The 15,059-nt window shown below is 72.8% G+C and carries 11 protein-coding genes; 8 read left to right on the top strand and 3 right to left on the bottom strand.

The window, feature by feature from the left end:
* Positions 1-92 precede the first annotated feature (92 nt).
* Positions 93-1,436, top strand: a complete 1,344-nt coding sequence (locus ACJX2R_RS37000) for a class I SAM-dependent RNA methyltransferase (protein WP_413103622.1) — start codon at positions 93-95, stop codon at positions 1,434-1,436.
* Here ACJX2R_RS37000 and ACJX2R_RS37005 read toward each other — a convergent pair.
* The 3 genes from ACJX2R_RS37005 to ACJX2R_RS37015 all read right to left on the bottom strand — a co-directional run bounded on the left by ACJX2R_RS37005 (position 1,388) and on the right by ACJX2R_RS37015 (position 5,451).
* Positions 1,388-2,299, bottom strand: a complete 912-nt coding sequence (locus tag ACJX2R_RS37005) for a hypothetical protein (RefSeq protein ID WP_413106026.1) — start codon at positions 2,297-2,299, stop codon at positions 1,388-1,390. The genes ACJX2R_RS37000 and ACJX2R_RS37005 overlap by 49 nt on opposite strands.
* Positions 2,300-2,421: 122 nt before the next feature.
* A complete protein-coding gene (locus ACJX2R_RS37010; protein WP_413103623.1) occupies positions 2,422-4,587 on the bottom strand; it encodes an MMPL family transporter in 2,166 nt (721 codons plus the stop codon).
* A 339-nt stretch (positions 4,588-4,926) separates the two neighbouring features.
* On the bottom strand, positions 4,927-5,451 hold the full coding sequence (locus ACJX2R_RS37015) for a hypothetical protein (protein ID WP_413103624.1): 525 nt from the start codon (positions 5,449-5,451) through the stop codon (positions 4,927-4,929).
* 146 nt (positions 5,452-5,597) lie between these two features.
* On the opposite strand from ACJX2R_RS37015, the gene ACJX2R_RS37020 reads away from it, so the two are divergent.
* From ACJX2R_RS37020 to ACJX2R_RS37050, 7 genes are all read left to right on the top strand, one after another.
* Positions 5,598-6,755, top strand: a complete 1,158-nt coding sequence (locus tag ACJX2R_RS37020; RefSeq protein WP_413103625.1) for an ATP-binding protein — start codon at positions 5,598-5,600, stop codon at positions 6,753-6,755.
* Positions 6,739-7,101 carry a nucleotide pyrophosphohydrolase gene (locus ACJX2R_RS37025; protein ID WP_413103626.1) on the top strand — a complete coding sequence of 121 codons (363 nt, stop codon included), beginning with the start codon at positions 6,739-6,741 and terminating at the stop codon, positions 7,099-7,101. Before ACJX2R_RS37020 ends, ACJX2R_RS37025 begins: the two co-directional genes overlap by 17 nt.
* 361 nt (positions 7,102-7,462) lie before the next feature.
* Entirely contained in the window at positions 7,463-7,948 is a 486-nt protein-coding gene (locus tag ACJX2R_RS37030) for a DUF6099 family protein (RefSeq protein WP_020867923.1), read from the top strand.
* An 18-nt stretch (positions 7,949-7,966) separates the two neighbouring features.
* Positions 7,967-8,890 carry an LLM class F420-dependent oxidoreductase gene (locus ACJX2R_RS37035; RefSeq protein WP_413103627.1) on the top strand — a complete coding sequence of 308 codons (924 nt, stop codon included), beginning with the start codon at positions 7,967-7,969 and terminating at the stop codon, positions 8,888-8,890.
* Between the two features lie 23 nt (positions 8,891-8,913).
* Entirely contained in the window at positions 8,914-9,855 is a 942-nt protein-coding gene (gene mmuM / locus ACJX2R_RS37040; protein ID WP_413103628.1) for a homocysteine S-methyltransferase, read from the top strand.
* A 357-nt stretch (positions 9,856-10,212) separates the two neighbouring features.
* On the top strand, positions 10,213-11,781 hold the full coding sequence (locus ACJX2R_RS37045; protein WP_413103629.1) for a 3' terminal RNA ribose 2'-O-methyltransferase Hen1: 1,569 nt from the start codon (positions 10,213-10,215) through the stop codon (positions 11,779-11,781).
* Positions 11,778-14,396, top strand: coding sequence for a polynucleotide kinase-phosphatase (locus tag ACJX2R_RS37050; RefSeq protein WP_413103630.1), 2,619 nt, complete (start codon positions 11,778-11,780; stop codon positions 14,394-14,396). The genes ACJX2R_RS37045 and ACJX2R_RS37050 overlap by 4 nt, the downstream gene beginning before the upstream one ends.
* Positions 14,397-15,059: the final 663 nt, after the last annotated feature.

Genomic DNA, 15,059 nt, shown 5'->3' on the forward strand with positions numbered 1-15,059 from the left:
GATGGGGCGACGGGGTGAGGTCCGGCGCGACGTAGACTGGTGGGCTGTTGTCCCACCGCACCCCCTCACCCCTTCTGGAGCCTGAGCCCGCCATGCAAAGTGAACCCAAGGCATCGCTGGTCGGCGAGGAGTACGAGGTCGAGGTCGGCCCGGTGGCGCACGGCGGCCACTGCATCGCCCGGACCGCCGAGGGCCAGGTGCTGTTCGTCCGGCACGCGCTGCCCGGCGAGCGGGTCGTCGCCCGGGTGACCGAGGGCGAGGAGGGCGCGCGCTTCCTGCGCGCCGACGCGGTGCGGGTGCTGGACGCCTCCAAGGACCGGGTCGAGGCACCCTGTCCGTTCGCGGGCCCCGGCAGGTGCGGCGGCTGCGACTGGCAGCACGCCGCCCCCGGCGCCCAGCGCAGGCTCAAGGCCGACGTGATCACCGAGCAGCTGGCCCGGCTGGCCGGGCTCACCCCCGAAGAGGCGGGCTGGGACGGCACGGTCGAGCCCGCGCCCGGCGACAAGGTGGCCCGCGGCGAGGTCCCGGCCTGGCGCACCCGGGTGCAGTACGCGGTGGACGAGCAGGGTCGTCCCGGACTGCGCCGCCACCGCTCGCACGAGGTCGAGCCGATCGACCACTGTCTGATCGCCGCCCCCGGCGTCACCGAACTCGGCGTCGAGAAGCGCGAATGGCCCCAGATCGCCACCGTGGAGGCCATCGCCGCCACCGGCTCCTCCGACCGGCAGGTGGTCCTCACCCCGCGCCCCGGCGGCCGACTGCCGATCGTGGAGCTGGACCGGCCGGTCTCGGTGCTGCGGGTCAGCGAGTCCCGCGGCCGGGAGCGGACCCGTCTGGTGCACCGCGTCCACGGCCGCCCCTTCGTCCGCGAGCGCGCGGCGGGCCGCACCTGGCGGGTCGGCGAGGGCGGCTTCTGGCAGGTCCACTCGAAGGCGGCGGACGTCCTCGTCGAGGCCGTGATGCAGGGTCTGATGCCCCGTAAGGGCGAGATGGCCCTCGATCTGTACTGCGGCGTCGGCCTCTTCGCGGGCGCGATCGCCGAGCGGGTGGGGGAGCGCGGCGCGGTGCTGGGCATCGAGTCCAGCAAGCGCGCGGCCGAGGACGCCCGGCACAACCTCCAGGACCTGGAGCGCGTCCGTATCGAGCACGGCAAGGTCGAGCAGGTGCTGCCCCGCACCGGGATCACCGAGGCCGACCTGATCGTCCTGGACCCGCCCCGCGCGGGCGCGGGCAAGGAGACGGTCACCCGCGTCGCGGCCCTGGGCGCCCGCCGCATCGCCTACGTCGCCTGCGACCCGGCGGCCCTCGCCCGCGACCTCAAGTACTTCCGCGACGCGGGCTACGCCCCGCGCCGCACCCGCGCCTTCGACCTGTTCCCGGTCACGCATCATGTGGAGTGCGTGGCGGTGCTGGAGCCGGTGCGCGAGGAGCGCTGAGAGGGAGGGACCGGGGCGCGGGTGAGGGTCCACATCATGGCGCCGCCCGCCAGGACGGCGCACAGGTGGAGGGCGATCGCGAGGCCCAGCCGCTCCGGGAGGACGACGTCGGGTGGCGAGGCGATCGCCACGTACAGGGTGAAGGGCAGTTTCCAGCCGCTCCATGCGAAGAGCGAGCCCGAGCCGAGCCAGCCGAGGAACGACGGCAGTCGGCGGGGGAGGCGGCCGGGGCCCTCGCGGCTCGGGCGGGCCACGGCGAGCGCGGCGATCAGCGCCCAGGCGCCGCAGATTCCGCACAGCAGGCGCCAGGTGGCGCGGCCCTCGTCGGGGTGGGCGAGGCCCGCGGTGCCGCCCGCCGCCCAGTACAGCCACATCAGGCCGACGGCGGCGCCGAGCGCCACGGCCGCCCGGCCGAGCGGTGAGGAACGGCCGGTCCGGCGGGTGAACGCTTCCGGCCAGCGCCTGCGCAGATAGGCGGGGAGCGCGAGGGTGAGGCCCAGGCCCATGCCGATGAAGCCGAACTGGATCAGGGCGGCCTCCCAGCCGGGCATCCCCGGGTCGCCGTCGCCCTCGGGCCCGGAGGTGTCCGGCTCCGACAGCAGCGAGTCGGCCACCGCGTACGGCAGCATCGACACCAGGAACCCCGCGCCGACCCAGGCGCAGAAGACCAGCGGCACCCCGGGCAGCCGCATCCCCCACGGCCGGGCCAGCGCCAGTACGAGGGTGATCCCGATGACCGCCATGGCGACCGTGACGGTGTTGAGCACCACCCATTCGGCGAGCCCGAACCCGGCCCCGACGGGCGCCAGTCCGAGCAGTGAGCCGACGACCCACGACACTTTGATCACGACATAGGGGGCCATGGCGGCGGCGCCCCCGTACGCGGCCGGCCGCCCGATCCGGTCCCATCGGTCCGCCCGGTGGCCCCTCGCGACCGTGTCGCGAAGGGCCACCGCGGCGTTCCGGCGGCCGCGTAAGCCGCGGATCACACCCGTACGGTCTCCGTGGTGTCGGGCTCCTCGGTCCGCCCCGGGCCGGAAGTGCCGGACGCGTGGGGGGAGTCGAAGCGGTGGTTGGGCCACCACGCCTTGGAGCCGAGCATCGCGGTCACCGTCGGCACCAGCAGCAGCGCCATGATGAAGGCGGTGAGCAGGATGCCGAAGGCGACGGCGAAGCCCATCTGCTGGAGCATGGTGTTGCTGGCCAGCATCAGCACACCGAAGGTGCCCGCCAGGATGATGGCGGCCGAACCGATCGTCGGCGCCGACTGGGCCACCGCGAGCCGGGCCGCCTCGGCCGGGGACTTGCCCTTCAGGACTTCCTCCCGCAATCGGGCCACCATCAGGATGTTGTAGTCCGTGCCGATCGCCACCACGAACAGATAGACCACGATCGGCAGCATGAAGAGCAGGCCGTTCTCGCCCTTGATGTCCTGGAACAGCCAGACCGTCGAGCCCAGGGTCGCGGCGAAGCCGAGGCCCACGGCGAGCATCAGATACAGCGGCGCCACCACGCTGCGCAGCAGCAGGCCGAGGATCAGCATGATGGCCACGCCCGCGACCGGGAACACCAGCCGGTAGTCGTGGTTGACCGCGTCCTCGATGTCGCTCAGCACCGCGGTCGTCCCGCCCACCAGGGCCTCGCTGCCCTGGGGCGCGGAGGCGTGCGCGGTGTCCCGCAGCTCCCCGGCCACCAGCGAGATGGCCTTCTCGGAGGCGGGCCGGTACTTCAGCACGACGCTGAACTGGGCCACGTCACCCTTGGGGTTGGGCACGGCGGGGGAGACCTCGCCGACGCCCTCGACCCCCTCCAGCTTCTTGCGGAACCCGGTCAGCGCCGCGGCGTCCAGCTTGGCGCCGTCCTTGGACTGGACGTACACCAGGCTCGGGTCGGACTCACCGGCCGAGAAGCTCTTTTGCAGATCCGCCATGGCCTGGACGGACTCCAGGTCCTTCGGCAGCGAGCTGTCGGTGTCGAACTCGGCCTTGAAGCCGAACGCGCCCACGGCGAGGGCCGCCAGCACACAGGCGGACACCGTGGCGATCAGCCCGGGACGGCGCGAGACCAGGGAGCCGGTGCCGTTGGCGAGCCGGTTGCGAGGGGCCTGCTTCCACGCCTTGGACGGCCAGAACGCCTTCGTTCCCAGCAGCGAGAACACCGCGGGCACCAGGGTGAGGGCCGCCACCAGGGTCACCGCGACGGAGATCGCCAGCGAGGGCCCCATGGCGCGCATGCTGCCCATCGTCGACAGCGTCAGGGCGAGGAACGCCACGATGACCGCGCCGGCCGCCGATGCGATGGTCTCGCCGACCCGGGAAACCGCCTTGACCAGTGCCTCCTTGGGCTCTTGGCCCTGCCGGAGGTGTTCGCGGTAGCGGAACAGCAGGAACAGCATGTAGTCCGTGCCGACGCCGAACAGCACCACGATCAGGATCGCGGAGACGCTGCTGTCGGCCTCGAGTCCGAACAGGTCGCTGGCGGTGGCGATCAGACCCTGGGCCATGATGAACATCACCAGGATCATCAGCACCGGCATCAGCGCGATGAGCGGACTGCGGAAGATGGCGCCGAGCAGCACGATGATCAGGACCAGGGTGGCCATCATGATCATGGCGTCGGTGTCGCCCGAGGACTCGGTGGAATCGACCGCCGAGGCCGCGGGACCGGCCACGGAGACCTTCAGCGAGGTGCCCTTCAGCAGCTTGTCGCGGTCCGCGCGCAGATCCTTGACCGAATCCTGGGTGTCCTGGTTGTAGACGTCCTTCTTGGTCGAGTAGATGTTGGCCAGCGCCATCTTGCCGTCCTTGGAGACGGCCTCGGGCGTGGTCACCACGGACTTGAAGGTCTTGTACTTCTTGTCCTGGAACCCCTTGGTCACCTTGATGACGGCGGCCTTGTCGGCCTCGGAGAGCTTTCCGCCGTCCGGCCGCTGGTAGACCAGGATGGCGGCCGCGCTCTCCTGCTGCGGGAACGCGTGCTCCTGGAGCTTGGACACCCGCACCGACTCATAGTGCGAGGGCAGGAAGTCAGCTTGGTCGGTGCTGGACTTCAGCGGTGGGGCAAGGATGGCCAGGCCGATCGCCGCGATGATCCACATCGCGACCACCAGCCATGGACGGTTGACGGAGAACCGTCCTATTCGCCCGAACATGACGCTCCTTAGGGATTTAAGGTTCCAGTAAGAGGCACGCTAGGACAGCCGTTCGGGGCGGCACCACGTGTCCTCGTGGAAATCGGCCTGGGGGGTGAGGGCGACTCCGCCAAAGGGTTTAGGGAAGCGATCCGCGTCTCAGCATCCGTGCTGATGGCGCCCCTCGGGCCGACGGCCACCGTCCGAGTTTCGGTGGTCGCGGTGCGGACGGGCCGCGAAGTGGGCTGTGCTGACAAGTAGTTGACAAAATTGGTGCGTCCGAGGGGTGCTCGCGGACGCGTTCCCGCCCGGCCCGTCCGCTTCCTGACAACACACCCATACGCCTCGTCAGACGCCCCGCTAGACCTCCTGGAGGGCCGTCTTCGCCGCGTCCACGAAGTCCGTGAGGGCCTGCCAGAACGGGCTGAACGCGGCGTGAAAACGCTGCCCCGCCTCCGGCTCGCCGGAGCGCATCGCGCCCAGGGCGCGGTGGAACGGGCCGGTGGCCTTCTGTAGCGCGTTCGCGGCGGTGGCCGCGGCGGCCGGGCCCTCCAGCTCGACCACGCGCACACAGCGGCGCATCTTGCCGTACTCGTCGCGTTCCCGCTCGGCCAGCTCGTCCAGGAGGGCGGGGCGGCGTTCCGCCGTGCCGGTGCGCTCGACGGCGGCGACCTCCCAGTACAACTCGCCGATGCTGTGGGTCTGTTCGATCAGATCGAGATACGCGGTGCGCCTGCTGTCGCGCAGCCGTTCCGCGCGCTGGGCGAGCGCCGCGGTGTCCGCCTGGATCCGGGCGGCCCGGGTGTTGCCGCGGCTGGTGACCCAGCTGGCCAGGACGGCGGTGCCGCCGGTGAGGGCCGCGATCCAGAACGTGCTGTCAGCCATGGGCCCCCGTACCGTCCTCAATTCCTCGAGCGCCGAACATCCGCTGTCCCTTGGTCATCATCGGCCACGGCGGCTATCCCCCGATGGTAGGAAGATACGGAAGGAGTAACGGTTCGGCGGTATGTGCCACAGATATGTTCCGGAGCATGAGCGCATCCGGGCTGCTGCCCGCAAGGACCGAACTGCGGCCCATCGTCTCCGAGTTGAGGCTGTCGGCCTTCAAGAGCCACCGCCGTGCCGCGTTTCGGCTGGGACCGCTGACCTTGATCTCCGGTCCGAGCGGCAGCGGCAAGTCCGGGGTGCTGGAGGCGTACGCGGCGCTCGCACGGCTCGCGGGCGGCGCCCGGCTCGCGGAGGTGTTCCGCGATCCGGCCGCGTACATCCCGCGCCGGGCGCGGCCGGACCGGCAGGGGCGGCGCGGCTTCCGGATCGGCTGCACCGTGGACGGCCCGGTCGGGCCCGTACGGGTCGATGTCGCCGTACAGGCCGAGCCCGAACTGCGCATCGTGGGCGAGCGGATGACGGGGGCGGGGGAGACCCTGCTGGAGACGGCGCTGCGCGACCCGGGGCGGCGCTGTGTCCAGGCCGCCTGGCACACGGCGGGCGCGGTCGCGGTGACCCGCGCCCCGCTGCCCGACGACCGGCTGGCCACCTCGCTGCTGCCGCTGCGGGTCGCGGGCACGACGGAGGGGCAGCGGCTCGCGCTCGCCGCCGCCGAGCAGGTGGTCATCGCGCTGCGCTCGGTCTTCCCCTGCGATCCGCGGCCGGACCGGATGCGGGCGCCGGCGCCGCCGAGGGACGGGCGGCTGCGCGGCGGCTGCGAGAACCTGGCGGCGGTGCTGCGGCGCACCAGCCGGGAGTGCGGTACGCGGCACGCGGCGCTGGTCGCGGCGGTCCGGGCGGGGTGCGCCGGGCCGGTCGAGGGGCTGGTCACGGAGGGGCGCGCGGACGGGGTGGTGCGGGCCCTGGTCGAGCAGGGGGAGCTCGGCGCGATGCCCGTGGAGCGCCTCGGCGACGGCGAGTTGCGGTATCTCGCGCTCGCGCTGGTACTGCTGACCGGGCCCGGTGTGCTGGCCGTGGACCCGGCGGCCGATGTGCTCCCCGCGCGGCAGGTGCTGACCGTGCTGGCCGACGGTTTCGACCGGTGTCTGGACCGGCGGCAGGCGCGGGAGCTCCTGGGGGTGGCGGCCCGGATGTGCGCACGGGGGCACATCCGGCTCGTGGGGACGGTGGGGGACGTGACGGGGGCGGTCGGGGACGCCCCCGTCACGGTGGTAAACCTGGGGCGTGAGCGAGTCCCATGAGAGCGAGCGACGAACCGACGGCCTGGACGTGGCGGCGCTACAGCGCAGACTGGCCGCCTTCGCGGCGGCGCGCGACTGGCAGCAGTACCACACCCCCAAGAACCTCGCGGCGGCGCTGAGCGTCGAGGCGTCGGAGCTGGTGGAGATCTTCCAGTGGCTGACGCCTGAGCAGTCGGCACGGGTGATGGAGGAGGAGGGGAGGGCGAGCCGGGTCGAGGACGAGGTCGCGGATGTGCTGGCGTATCTGCTCCAGTTCTGTGAGGTGCTGGGGATCGACGCGCTCGCGGCGCTCTCGGCGAAGATCGACCGGAACGAGGTGCGGTTTCCGGTGAACGGGGCGCGCTGACGGCGGACGGGGGCCGAACATGGGTGGGTGGGGGCGCGGTGCTCGGGGCTGAGCGCGAACGGGGGCTGGGCGCGGCGTCGGCGGGGCTGAGCGCGAACGGGGGCTTTGGCGGTGAATGGGTGATCTCGCGGTGAACGGGTGGCTATGCCGGTGAACGGGGGCTGTGATGGTGAACCGTGATCTCTGGCGACTCGCGGGGCTCCGACCCCTTGATCCGTCACTCTCCGTAGTGAAGAAGTTATCCACATCGCAACTGTTGTCAACAGATTCCTGAATTCCCCTAGCTTTTCGGCCTGTTAGTCATCACTCTGGGTAGTGGAGGAGTGACGGGCTCGGAAGTCCGTTGAGAGGGGTGCGGGGAATGGACGCGATGCGGCTGATCGGTGTCACCCGGCACGCCCTGGCAAAGGCCGGGAGCGTGCACGACATCGTGGCCGAAGCCTGGCAGGTTCAAGCGCTGGCCGAAGCGGTCGGCGGATATTTCGTGGTGAGCGGCCCGGCGGCCGCGCGAGCGGAGGCGCGCGGTCTGTGCGAGGCCGGCGGGCGGGCGCGCGGCGCCCTGTTCCACCCGGCGCTGCACCACCCCACATTGCGCGGCGGCGGTTTACGGGCCGCCCAGCTCTCGGAGGTGCGCGATCCGAGGGAGGTGCTGCTGGCGCTGGGGGAGCTGCTGGCGGAGGCGGGCTTCGCGCTGGTCGGGGTCGCCTCCAATACCGAGGAGGAGGCGCTGTACTGGCAGTGCGTGGAGGCGATCGACGCGGCGGACGAGGCCCGGGACCGGGTGCACGGCATGCTCAGGCACCTCACCTTCCGCGAGTGGGGTGGGGAGTGGGGTGGTGCCGCGTGACGAGGCAGGATGGGTGCCATGGATCTTCGCATCTTCACCGAGCCCCAGCAGGGGGCGACCTACGACACGCTGCTCACCGTCGCCAAGGCCACCGAGGACCTCGGATTCGACGCCTTCTTCCGGTCCGACCACTACCTCCGCATGGGGGATGTGGACGGGCTCCCTGGCCCCACCGACGCCTGGATCACCCTGGCCGGGCTGGCCCGCGAGACCCGGCGGATCCGGCTGGGCACCCTGATGACCGCCGCCACCTTCCGGCTGCCCGGTGTGCTGGCGATCCAGGTCGCGCAGGTCGACCAGATGTCGGGTGGACGAGTCGAGCTGGGCCTGGGCGCGGGCTGGTTCGAGGAGGAGCACCGGGCCTATGGGATCCCCTTCCCCAAGGAGAAGTTCGCCCGGCTGGAGGAGCAGCTGGCCATCGTCACCGGGCTGTGGCAGACCCCGGTCGGCGAGACCTTCGGCCATGACGGTGCCCACTACCAGCTGGTGGACTCCCCGGGGCTGCCCAAGCCCGCGCAGAGCAAGGTGCCGGTGCTGATCGGCGGCCAGGGGGCCACCCGTACCCCGCGGCTGGCCGCGCGGTACGCGGATGAGTTCAATATGCCGTTCGCCTCGCCCGAGGACAGTGAGCGCCAGTTCGGCCGGGTGCGGGAGGCGGCCGAGGCCGCCGGCCGCAAGGGCGACGACCTGGTGTACTCCAACGCGCTGGTGGTGTGCGTGGGCAAGGACGACGCCGAGGTCGCCCGGCGGGCCGCGGCGATCGGCCGGGAGGTCGAGGAGCTGAAGGAGAACGGTCTGGCGGGCTCCCCGGCCGAGGTCGTCGAGAAGATCGGCCGCTATGCGGAGGCGGGCGCCTCCCGGCTCTACCTCCAGATGCTCGACCTGAACGACCTCGACCACCTGGAGCTGATTTCCTCGCAGGTCCAGGCCCAACTGGGCTGAGCGCACCACCAGGAGCACCCGTGATGTCCGTAACCCCGACCTCCCTGGCCGCCGCGCTGGAGCGCGGACCGCTCGTCCTCGACGGCGGTCTTTCCAACCAGTTGGAGGCACAGGGCTGCGATCTCTCCGACGAGCTGTGGTCGGCCCGGCTGCTGGCCGACGACCCGGGGCAGCTCGAGGCGGCCCACACCGCCTACGCACGGGCGGGCGCACGGGTGCTCATCACCGGCAGCTATCAGGCCACCTACGAGGGCTTCGCCCACCGGGGCGTGGGCCGCGAGGAGGCCACGGCGCTGCTGCGGCGCAGTGTCGAGCTGGCGCGCACGGGGGCCGAGCGGGCGGCCGCCGAGCGGGCGGCCGCGGGTGAGCGGGGTGCGGAGCCGGTGTGGGTCGCCGCTTCCGTCGGTCCGTACGGGGCGATGCTGGCGGACGGCAGCGAGTACCGCGGGCGGTACGGGCTGAGCGTGGCCGAGTTGGCGCGGTTCCACCGGCCGAGGATCGACGCGCTGGCCGCGGCCGGTCCCGACGCGCTGGCGCTGGAGACGGTGCCGGACGCGGATGAGGCCGCGGCGATGCTGAGCGCCGTCGAGGGATGCGGGGTGCCGGTATGGCTCTCCTACAGCATCGCGGGGGAGACCACCCGGGCCGGGCAGCCGCTGGGGGACGCGTTCGCCCTGGCCGCGGGGGTCGACCAGGTGATCGCGGTCGGCGTCAACTGCTGTGAGCCGGGCGACGCGGACCGGGCCGTGGAGATCGCGGCCGACATCACCGGCAAGCCGGTGGTGGTGTATCCGAACAGCGGAGAGGAGTGGGATGCCACGGCACGGAGCTGGCGCGGCCGGGCGACCTTCGACCCGGGTCGGGTGAAGGCATGGCGGGACGCGGGGGCACGGCTCATCGGCGGCTGCTGCCGGGTGGGCCCGGAGCGGATCGCTGAGCTGGCGGCGGTGGTGAGAGGCGATTAGGCGGTGTCCGGCGGAGCGGGACGCCTGCGGCGGGCTGCTTTCCCCTTCCCGCCCCTTCCCGCAACCGGGGCTGCGCCCCAGCCCCCGGGCCGGGGGCTCCGCACCAGACTCCGGGCGGGGGGCTTCGCCCCTTCCCGCGGTATCGATGTGCGGCTTCGCCGCTTGGTGGGGCTGCCCCGGAGCCCGGGTCCAGGGGCGGAGCCCCTGGTATCGGGAAGGGGCGGGGAGGGGACAGAACAGCCGGACGCCCCGTAGGCGCCGAGCGGCCCGCCGTGGTGGGAAGCCATCGGCGCCGCGCCGGCGGCCGCGGTGAGAAACCATTAGGCGAGGGAGGGTCACCGGGCGATACTCGGACGGGTGTTCTTGACGATAACCACCACCGGCACCGCCGAGCGCCCCGCGACCGACCTCGGGTTTCTGCTGCACAAGCATCCCGACAAGGCGCAGCGGTTCTCGACCTCCTACGGCACCGCGCATGTCCTCTACCCCGAGGCGACCACCGAACGCTGCACCGTGGCGTTGCTGTTGGAAGTGGACCCCGTGGCGCTGGTGCGGCGGGGCCGCGGCAAGGGCCGGGGCGGCGCCCCCGACTCCGCGCTCGCGCAGTACGTCAACGACCGCCCGTACGCCGCGTCCTCCCTGCTGGCGGTCGCGCTGAGCGCGGTCTTCTCCAGCGCGCTGCGGGGCCAGTGCAAGGCCCGGCCCGAGTTGCCGGAGCGGGCGCTGCCGCTGCGGATCGAGGTGCCCGCGTTGCCCGCGCGCGGCGGTGCCTCCCTGGTCGAGCGGCTCTTCGCACCGCTGGGCTGGGCGGTGACGGCCGAGCCGGTGGCGCTGGACGAGGAGTTCCCGGCATGGGGCGACTCGCGGTACGTACGGCTGGTGCTGGAGGGCGAACCGCGGCTGGCCGACGCCCTGCGCCAGCTGTATGTGCTGCTGCCCGTGCTCGATGACGCCAAGCACTACTGGGTCGCCCCGGACGAGGTCGACAAGCTGCTGCGCTCCGGTGAGGGCTGGCTGGAGAGCCACCCCGAGCAGCGGCTGATCACCAACCGCTATCTGGCCCGGCGCTGGTCGCTGACGCGCAGCGCGCTGGAGCGGCTGGAGCTGGCCCGGCTCGCCGAGGCCGACGACACCGCCGCGGAGGAGATCGACAACGCCGTCGGCGAACCGGCGGCGCCCGAGCTGATGGAGGAGGACGGGAGCGAGGAGGGTTCCGAGGAGCGGCCGGTGCCACTGGCGGTCCGGCGGCGGGAGGCGATACTCGACGCCCTGCGCGGGGTCGGGGCGGCCCGGGTGCTCGATCTGGGCTGCGGCCAGGGGCAGTTGCTGGGCGCACTGCTGAAGGAGGCGCGGTTCACCGAGATCGTGGGCGTCGATGTGTCGATGCGCGCGCTCAACGAGGCGGCGCGGAGGCTGCGGCTGGACCGCCCCGGCTTCGACTCGGGCGCGGCCGAGCGGCAGTCCGCGCGGCTGAAGCTGACCCAGGGCGCGCTCACCTACACCGATTCCAGGCTCGCCGGATATGACGCGGCGGTGCTCAGCGAGGTGATCGAGCATGTGGATCCGCCCCGGCTGCCCGCCCTGGAGCATGTGGTGTTCGGCGCCGCACGGCCCAAGGCCGTCGTGGTGACCACGCCCAACGTGGAGTACAACGTGCGCTGGGAGACGCTGCCCGCCGGGCGGATGCGCCACGGCGACCACCGCTTCGAGTGGACGCGCGAGGAGTTCCGGTCCTGGGCGGGAGCGGTGGCCGAACGGCATGGCTACGCGGTGGAGTTCCGCCCCGTCGGCCCCGAGGACCCCGAGGTCGGCCCGCCCACCCAGCTGGCGCTCTTCCGCATCGGCGCCGAGAGCGATGACAGCAGCGCCACCACGACCACCGCCACCGCGACCACCGCGACCACGACGAAGGAGGCAGCGGCATGACCGAGGAGAAGCGCACCATCGGCGTGCCCGACCTGTCCCTCGTGGTGCTCGTCGGCACCACCGGCTCCGGCAAGTCCACCTTCGCCGGGCGCCACTTCCGGCCCACCCAGGTCGTCTCCTCCGACGTCTGCCGCGGACTGGTCGCCGACGACGAGAACGACCAGAGCGCCACCCCCGACGCCTTCGACCTGCTCCACTACATCGCGGGCAAGCGGCTGGCCGCCGGGCGGCTGACCGTCGTCGACGCCACCAACGTCCGCAGCGAGTCCCGCCGCAGCCTGATCAATCTCGCGCGCGAGCATGACGTCCTCCCCGTGGCCATCGTCCTCGACGTCCCCGAGGGCGAGTGCGCCCGGCGCAACGCCCAGCGCCCCGACCGCGCCGGAATGCCCGACCATGTCATCCCCCGCCAGCGCCGTGAGCTGCGCCGCTCGCTGAAGTCCCTGGAGCGGGAGGGGTTCCGCAAGGTGCACGTCCTGCGCGGCGTCGAGGAGGTCGAGGCCGCGGAGGTCGCCACCGAGCGCCGCTACAACGATCTGCGCCATCTCACCGGCCCGTTCGACATCATCGGCGACATCCACGGCTGCCGCTCCGAGCTGGAGACCCTGCTGGGCAAGCTGGGCTACGCCCTGCGCCGCGACGACCTCGGCCGTCCGGTCGACGCCGCCCACCCCGAGGGCCGTACGGCGGTCTTCGTCGGCGACCTCGTCGACCGCGGCCCCGACAGTCCCGGGGTGCTGCGCCTGGTGATGGGCATGGTCGCCTCCGGCGCGGCCCTGTGCGTGCCCGGCAACCACGAGAACAAGCTCGGCCGCTATCTCAAGGGCCGCAAGGTCCGGGTCACCCATGGCCTCGCCGAGACCGTGGAGCAGCTGGACCGGGAGCACCGTGCGGACCCGGCCTTCGTCGACCGGGTGCGGGACTTCATCGAGTCGCTGGTCAGCCACTACGTACTGGACGGCGGGGCGCTGGTGGTGTGTCACGCCGGGCTGCCCGAGAAGTACCACGGCCGCACCTCCGGCCGGGTCCGCTCGCACGCGCTGTACGGGGAGACGACCGGGGAGACCGATGAGTTCGGCCTGCCCGTGCGCTATCCGTGGGCCGAGGACTACCGCGGCCGCGCCGCCGTGGTCTACGGCCACACCCCCACCCCCCGCGCTTCCTGGCTCAACAACACCATCTGCCTGGACACCGGCTGTGTCTTCGGCGGCCGGATGACCGCGCTGCGCTGGCCGGAGCGCGAGCTGGTGGACGTTCCGGCCGAGCGGGTCTGGTACGAACCGGTCAAGCCGCTGACCACCGAGGCCCCCGGAGGCGCCGACGGGCGCCCGCTCGACCTGGGCGACGTACGGGGCCGCCGGATCGTCGAGACCCGCCACATGGGCCGGATCGCGGTCAAGGAGGAGAACGCGGCGGCGGCGCTGGAGGTCATGAGCCGTTTCGCGGTCGACCCCCGGTTGCTCGGCCATCTCCCGCCCACCATGGCGCCGACCGCCACCTCCAAGGAGGGAACCGGCGGCGGAGTCGCCGACGGCGGCTTCCTCGAGCACCCCGCGGAGGCGTTCGCCGCCTACCGCGCGGACGGGGTGCGCCAGGTGATCTGCGAGGAGAAGCACATGGGTTCGCGTGCGGTGGCGCTGGTGTGCCGTGACGCGGACATCGCGCGGGAGCGCTTCGGCACGCCGGACGGCGTCTCCGGCGCGATCCACACCCGTACCGGACGGCCGTTCTTCGACGACGCCCAGCTCACGGAGACCGTGCTGCGCGGGCTGAGCGGCTGCCTCGATCGCGCCGGGCTGTGGCAGGAGCTGGACACCGACTGGCTGCTGCTGGACGCCGAGTTGATGCCGTGGTCGCTCAAGGCGGAGGGGCTGCTGCGCCACCAGTACGCGGCGGTGGGCGCCGCCTCGCGCGCCGTCTTCCCCGGCGTCCTCGCGGCGCTGGAGGGCGCGGAGGCGCGCGGTGTCGAGGTGTCCGCGCTGCTCGCCAAGCAGCGTGACCGGGCCTCGGACGCGGCCGCGTTCACCGATGCCTACCGGCGCTACTGCTGGCCGGTGGACGGGCTGGACGGCATCCGGATGGCGCCGTTCCAGATCCTGGCCGTCCAGGGCCGCAACCTCGCCACCGTGCTTCCGCACGATCAGCAGCTCGCCCTGATCGACCGGATGATCGAGGCGGAGCAGCCGACCGCCGACGGCGCCCGGCTGCTGGCCCCCACCCGCCGGCTGATCGTCGACACCGAGGACGAGGCGTCGGTCGCCGAGGGGGTCCGGTGGTGGCTGGACCTGACGGCCGCGGGCGGCGAGGGCATGGTGGTCAAGCCGCTCCAGGGCTTCGTCCGCAAGGGTGACGGCCGGCTGGTCCAGCCGGGCGTGAAGTGCCGGGGCCGCGAGTATCTGCGCATCATCTACGGCCCGGAGTACACCCGCCCGGAGAACCTGGCCCGGCTGCGGGAGCGCCACCTGGGCCACAAGCGCTCACTCGCTCTGCGCGAGTACGCGCTCGGCTTGGAGGCGCTTGACCGGCTGGCGGAGGGTGAGCCCCTGTGGCGCGTCCACGAGGCGGTTTTCGCGGTGCTCGCGCTGGAGTCGGAGCCGGTGGACCCACGGCTGTAGGGGCGGCGAGCTGTGGGGCGGGTGGTGCTGCCTGCGGCGGACCGTGACGCCTGCGGCGGGCTGTCCCCCTCCCCGCCCCTTCCCGAAACTGGAGCTCCGCCCCAGACCCCGGAGCCCAGGGCCTGGCGGCCGGGCCCGGGCCCGGGCCGGGGACGTGGGGGACGGGCTAGGGCGTCCGGTGGGTTTTCCCCTCCCCGCCCTTCCCGACACCCCCTGACGATATGCGGCTCCGCCGCGTGCGGGGCTCCGCCCCAGAGCCCGGGGCCCAGGGCCTGGGCCCCGGGGGACGGGCTGGGGTGTCCGGTGGGTTTTCCCCTCCCCGCCCCTTCCCGCAGTACCGATATGCGGCTCCGCCGCATGGCAAGGGCTTCGCCCCTGGACCCCGAGGGTCTGGGGCGGAGCCCCAGTTTCGGGAAGGGGCGGGGAGGGGAAAGACCCGCGGCGCGGACGCGGGCCGGGCCCGGGCCGGGGGCGCGGGGGACGGGATCCGGGACGACGGCCCTGGGCCTTGAGATGGCCCCGGGGCCCCGGGCCGTGGCCCGAGGCGGACGCGGCCCAGGGTCGTGGCCCGGCGTGGCCCCGGGCCGGGGGTGAGGGCCGGTGTGTCCAGCGTCAGGTGGCCGAGGGCGTTCGCGCTTTCCGGGTGCGGAAGGCGCGGCGGTA

This window comes from Streptomyces sp. Inha503, assembly GCF_047215865.1.
GTDB lineage: Bacteria > Actinomycetota > Actinomycetes > Streptomycetales > Streptomycetaceae > Streptomyces > Streptomyces lycopersici.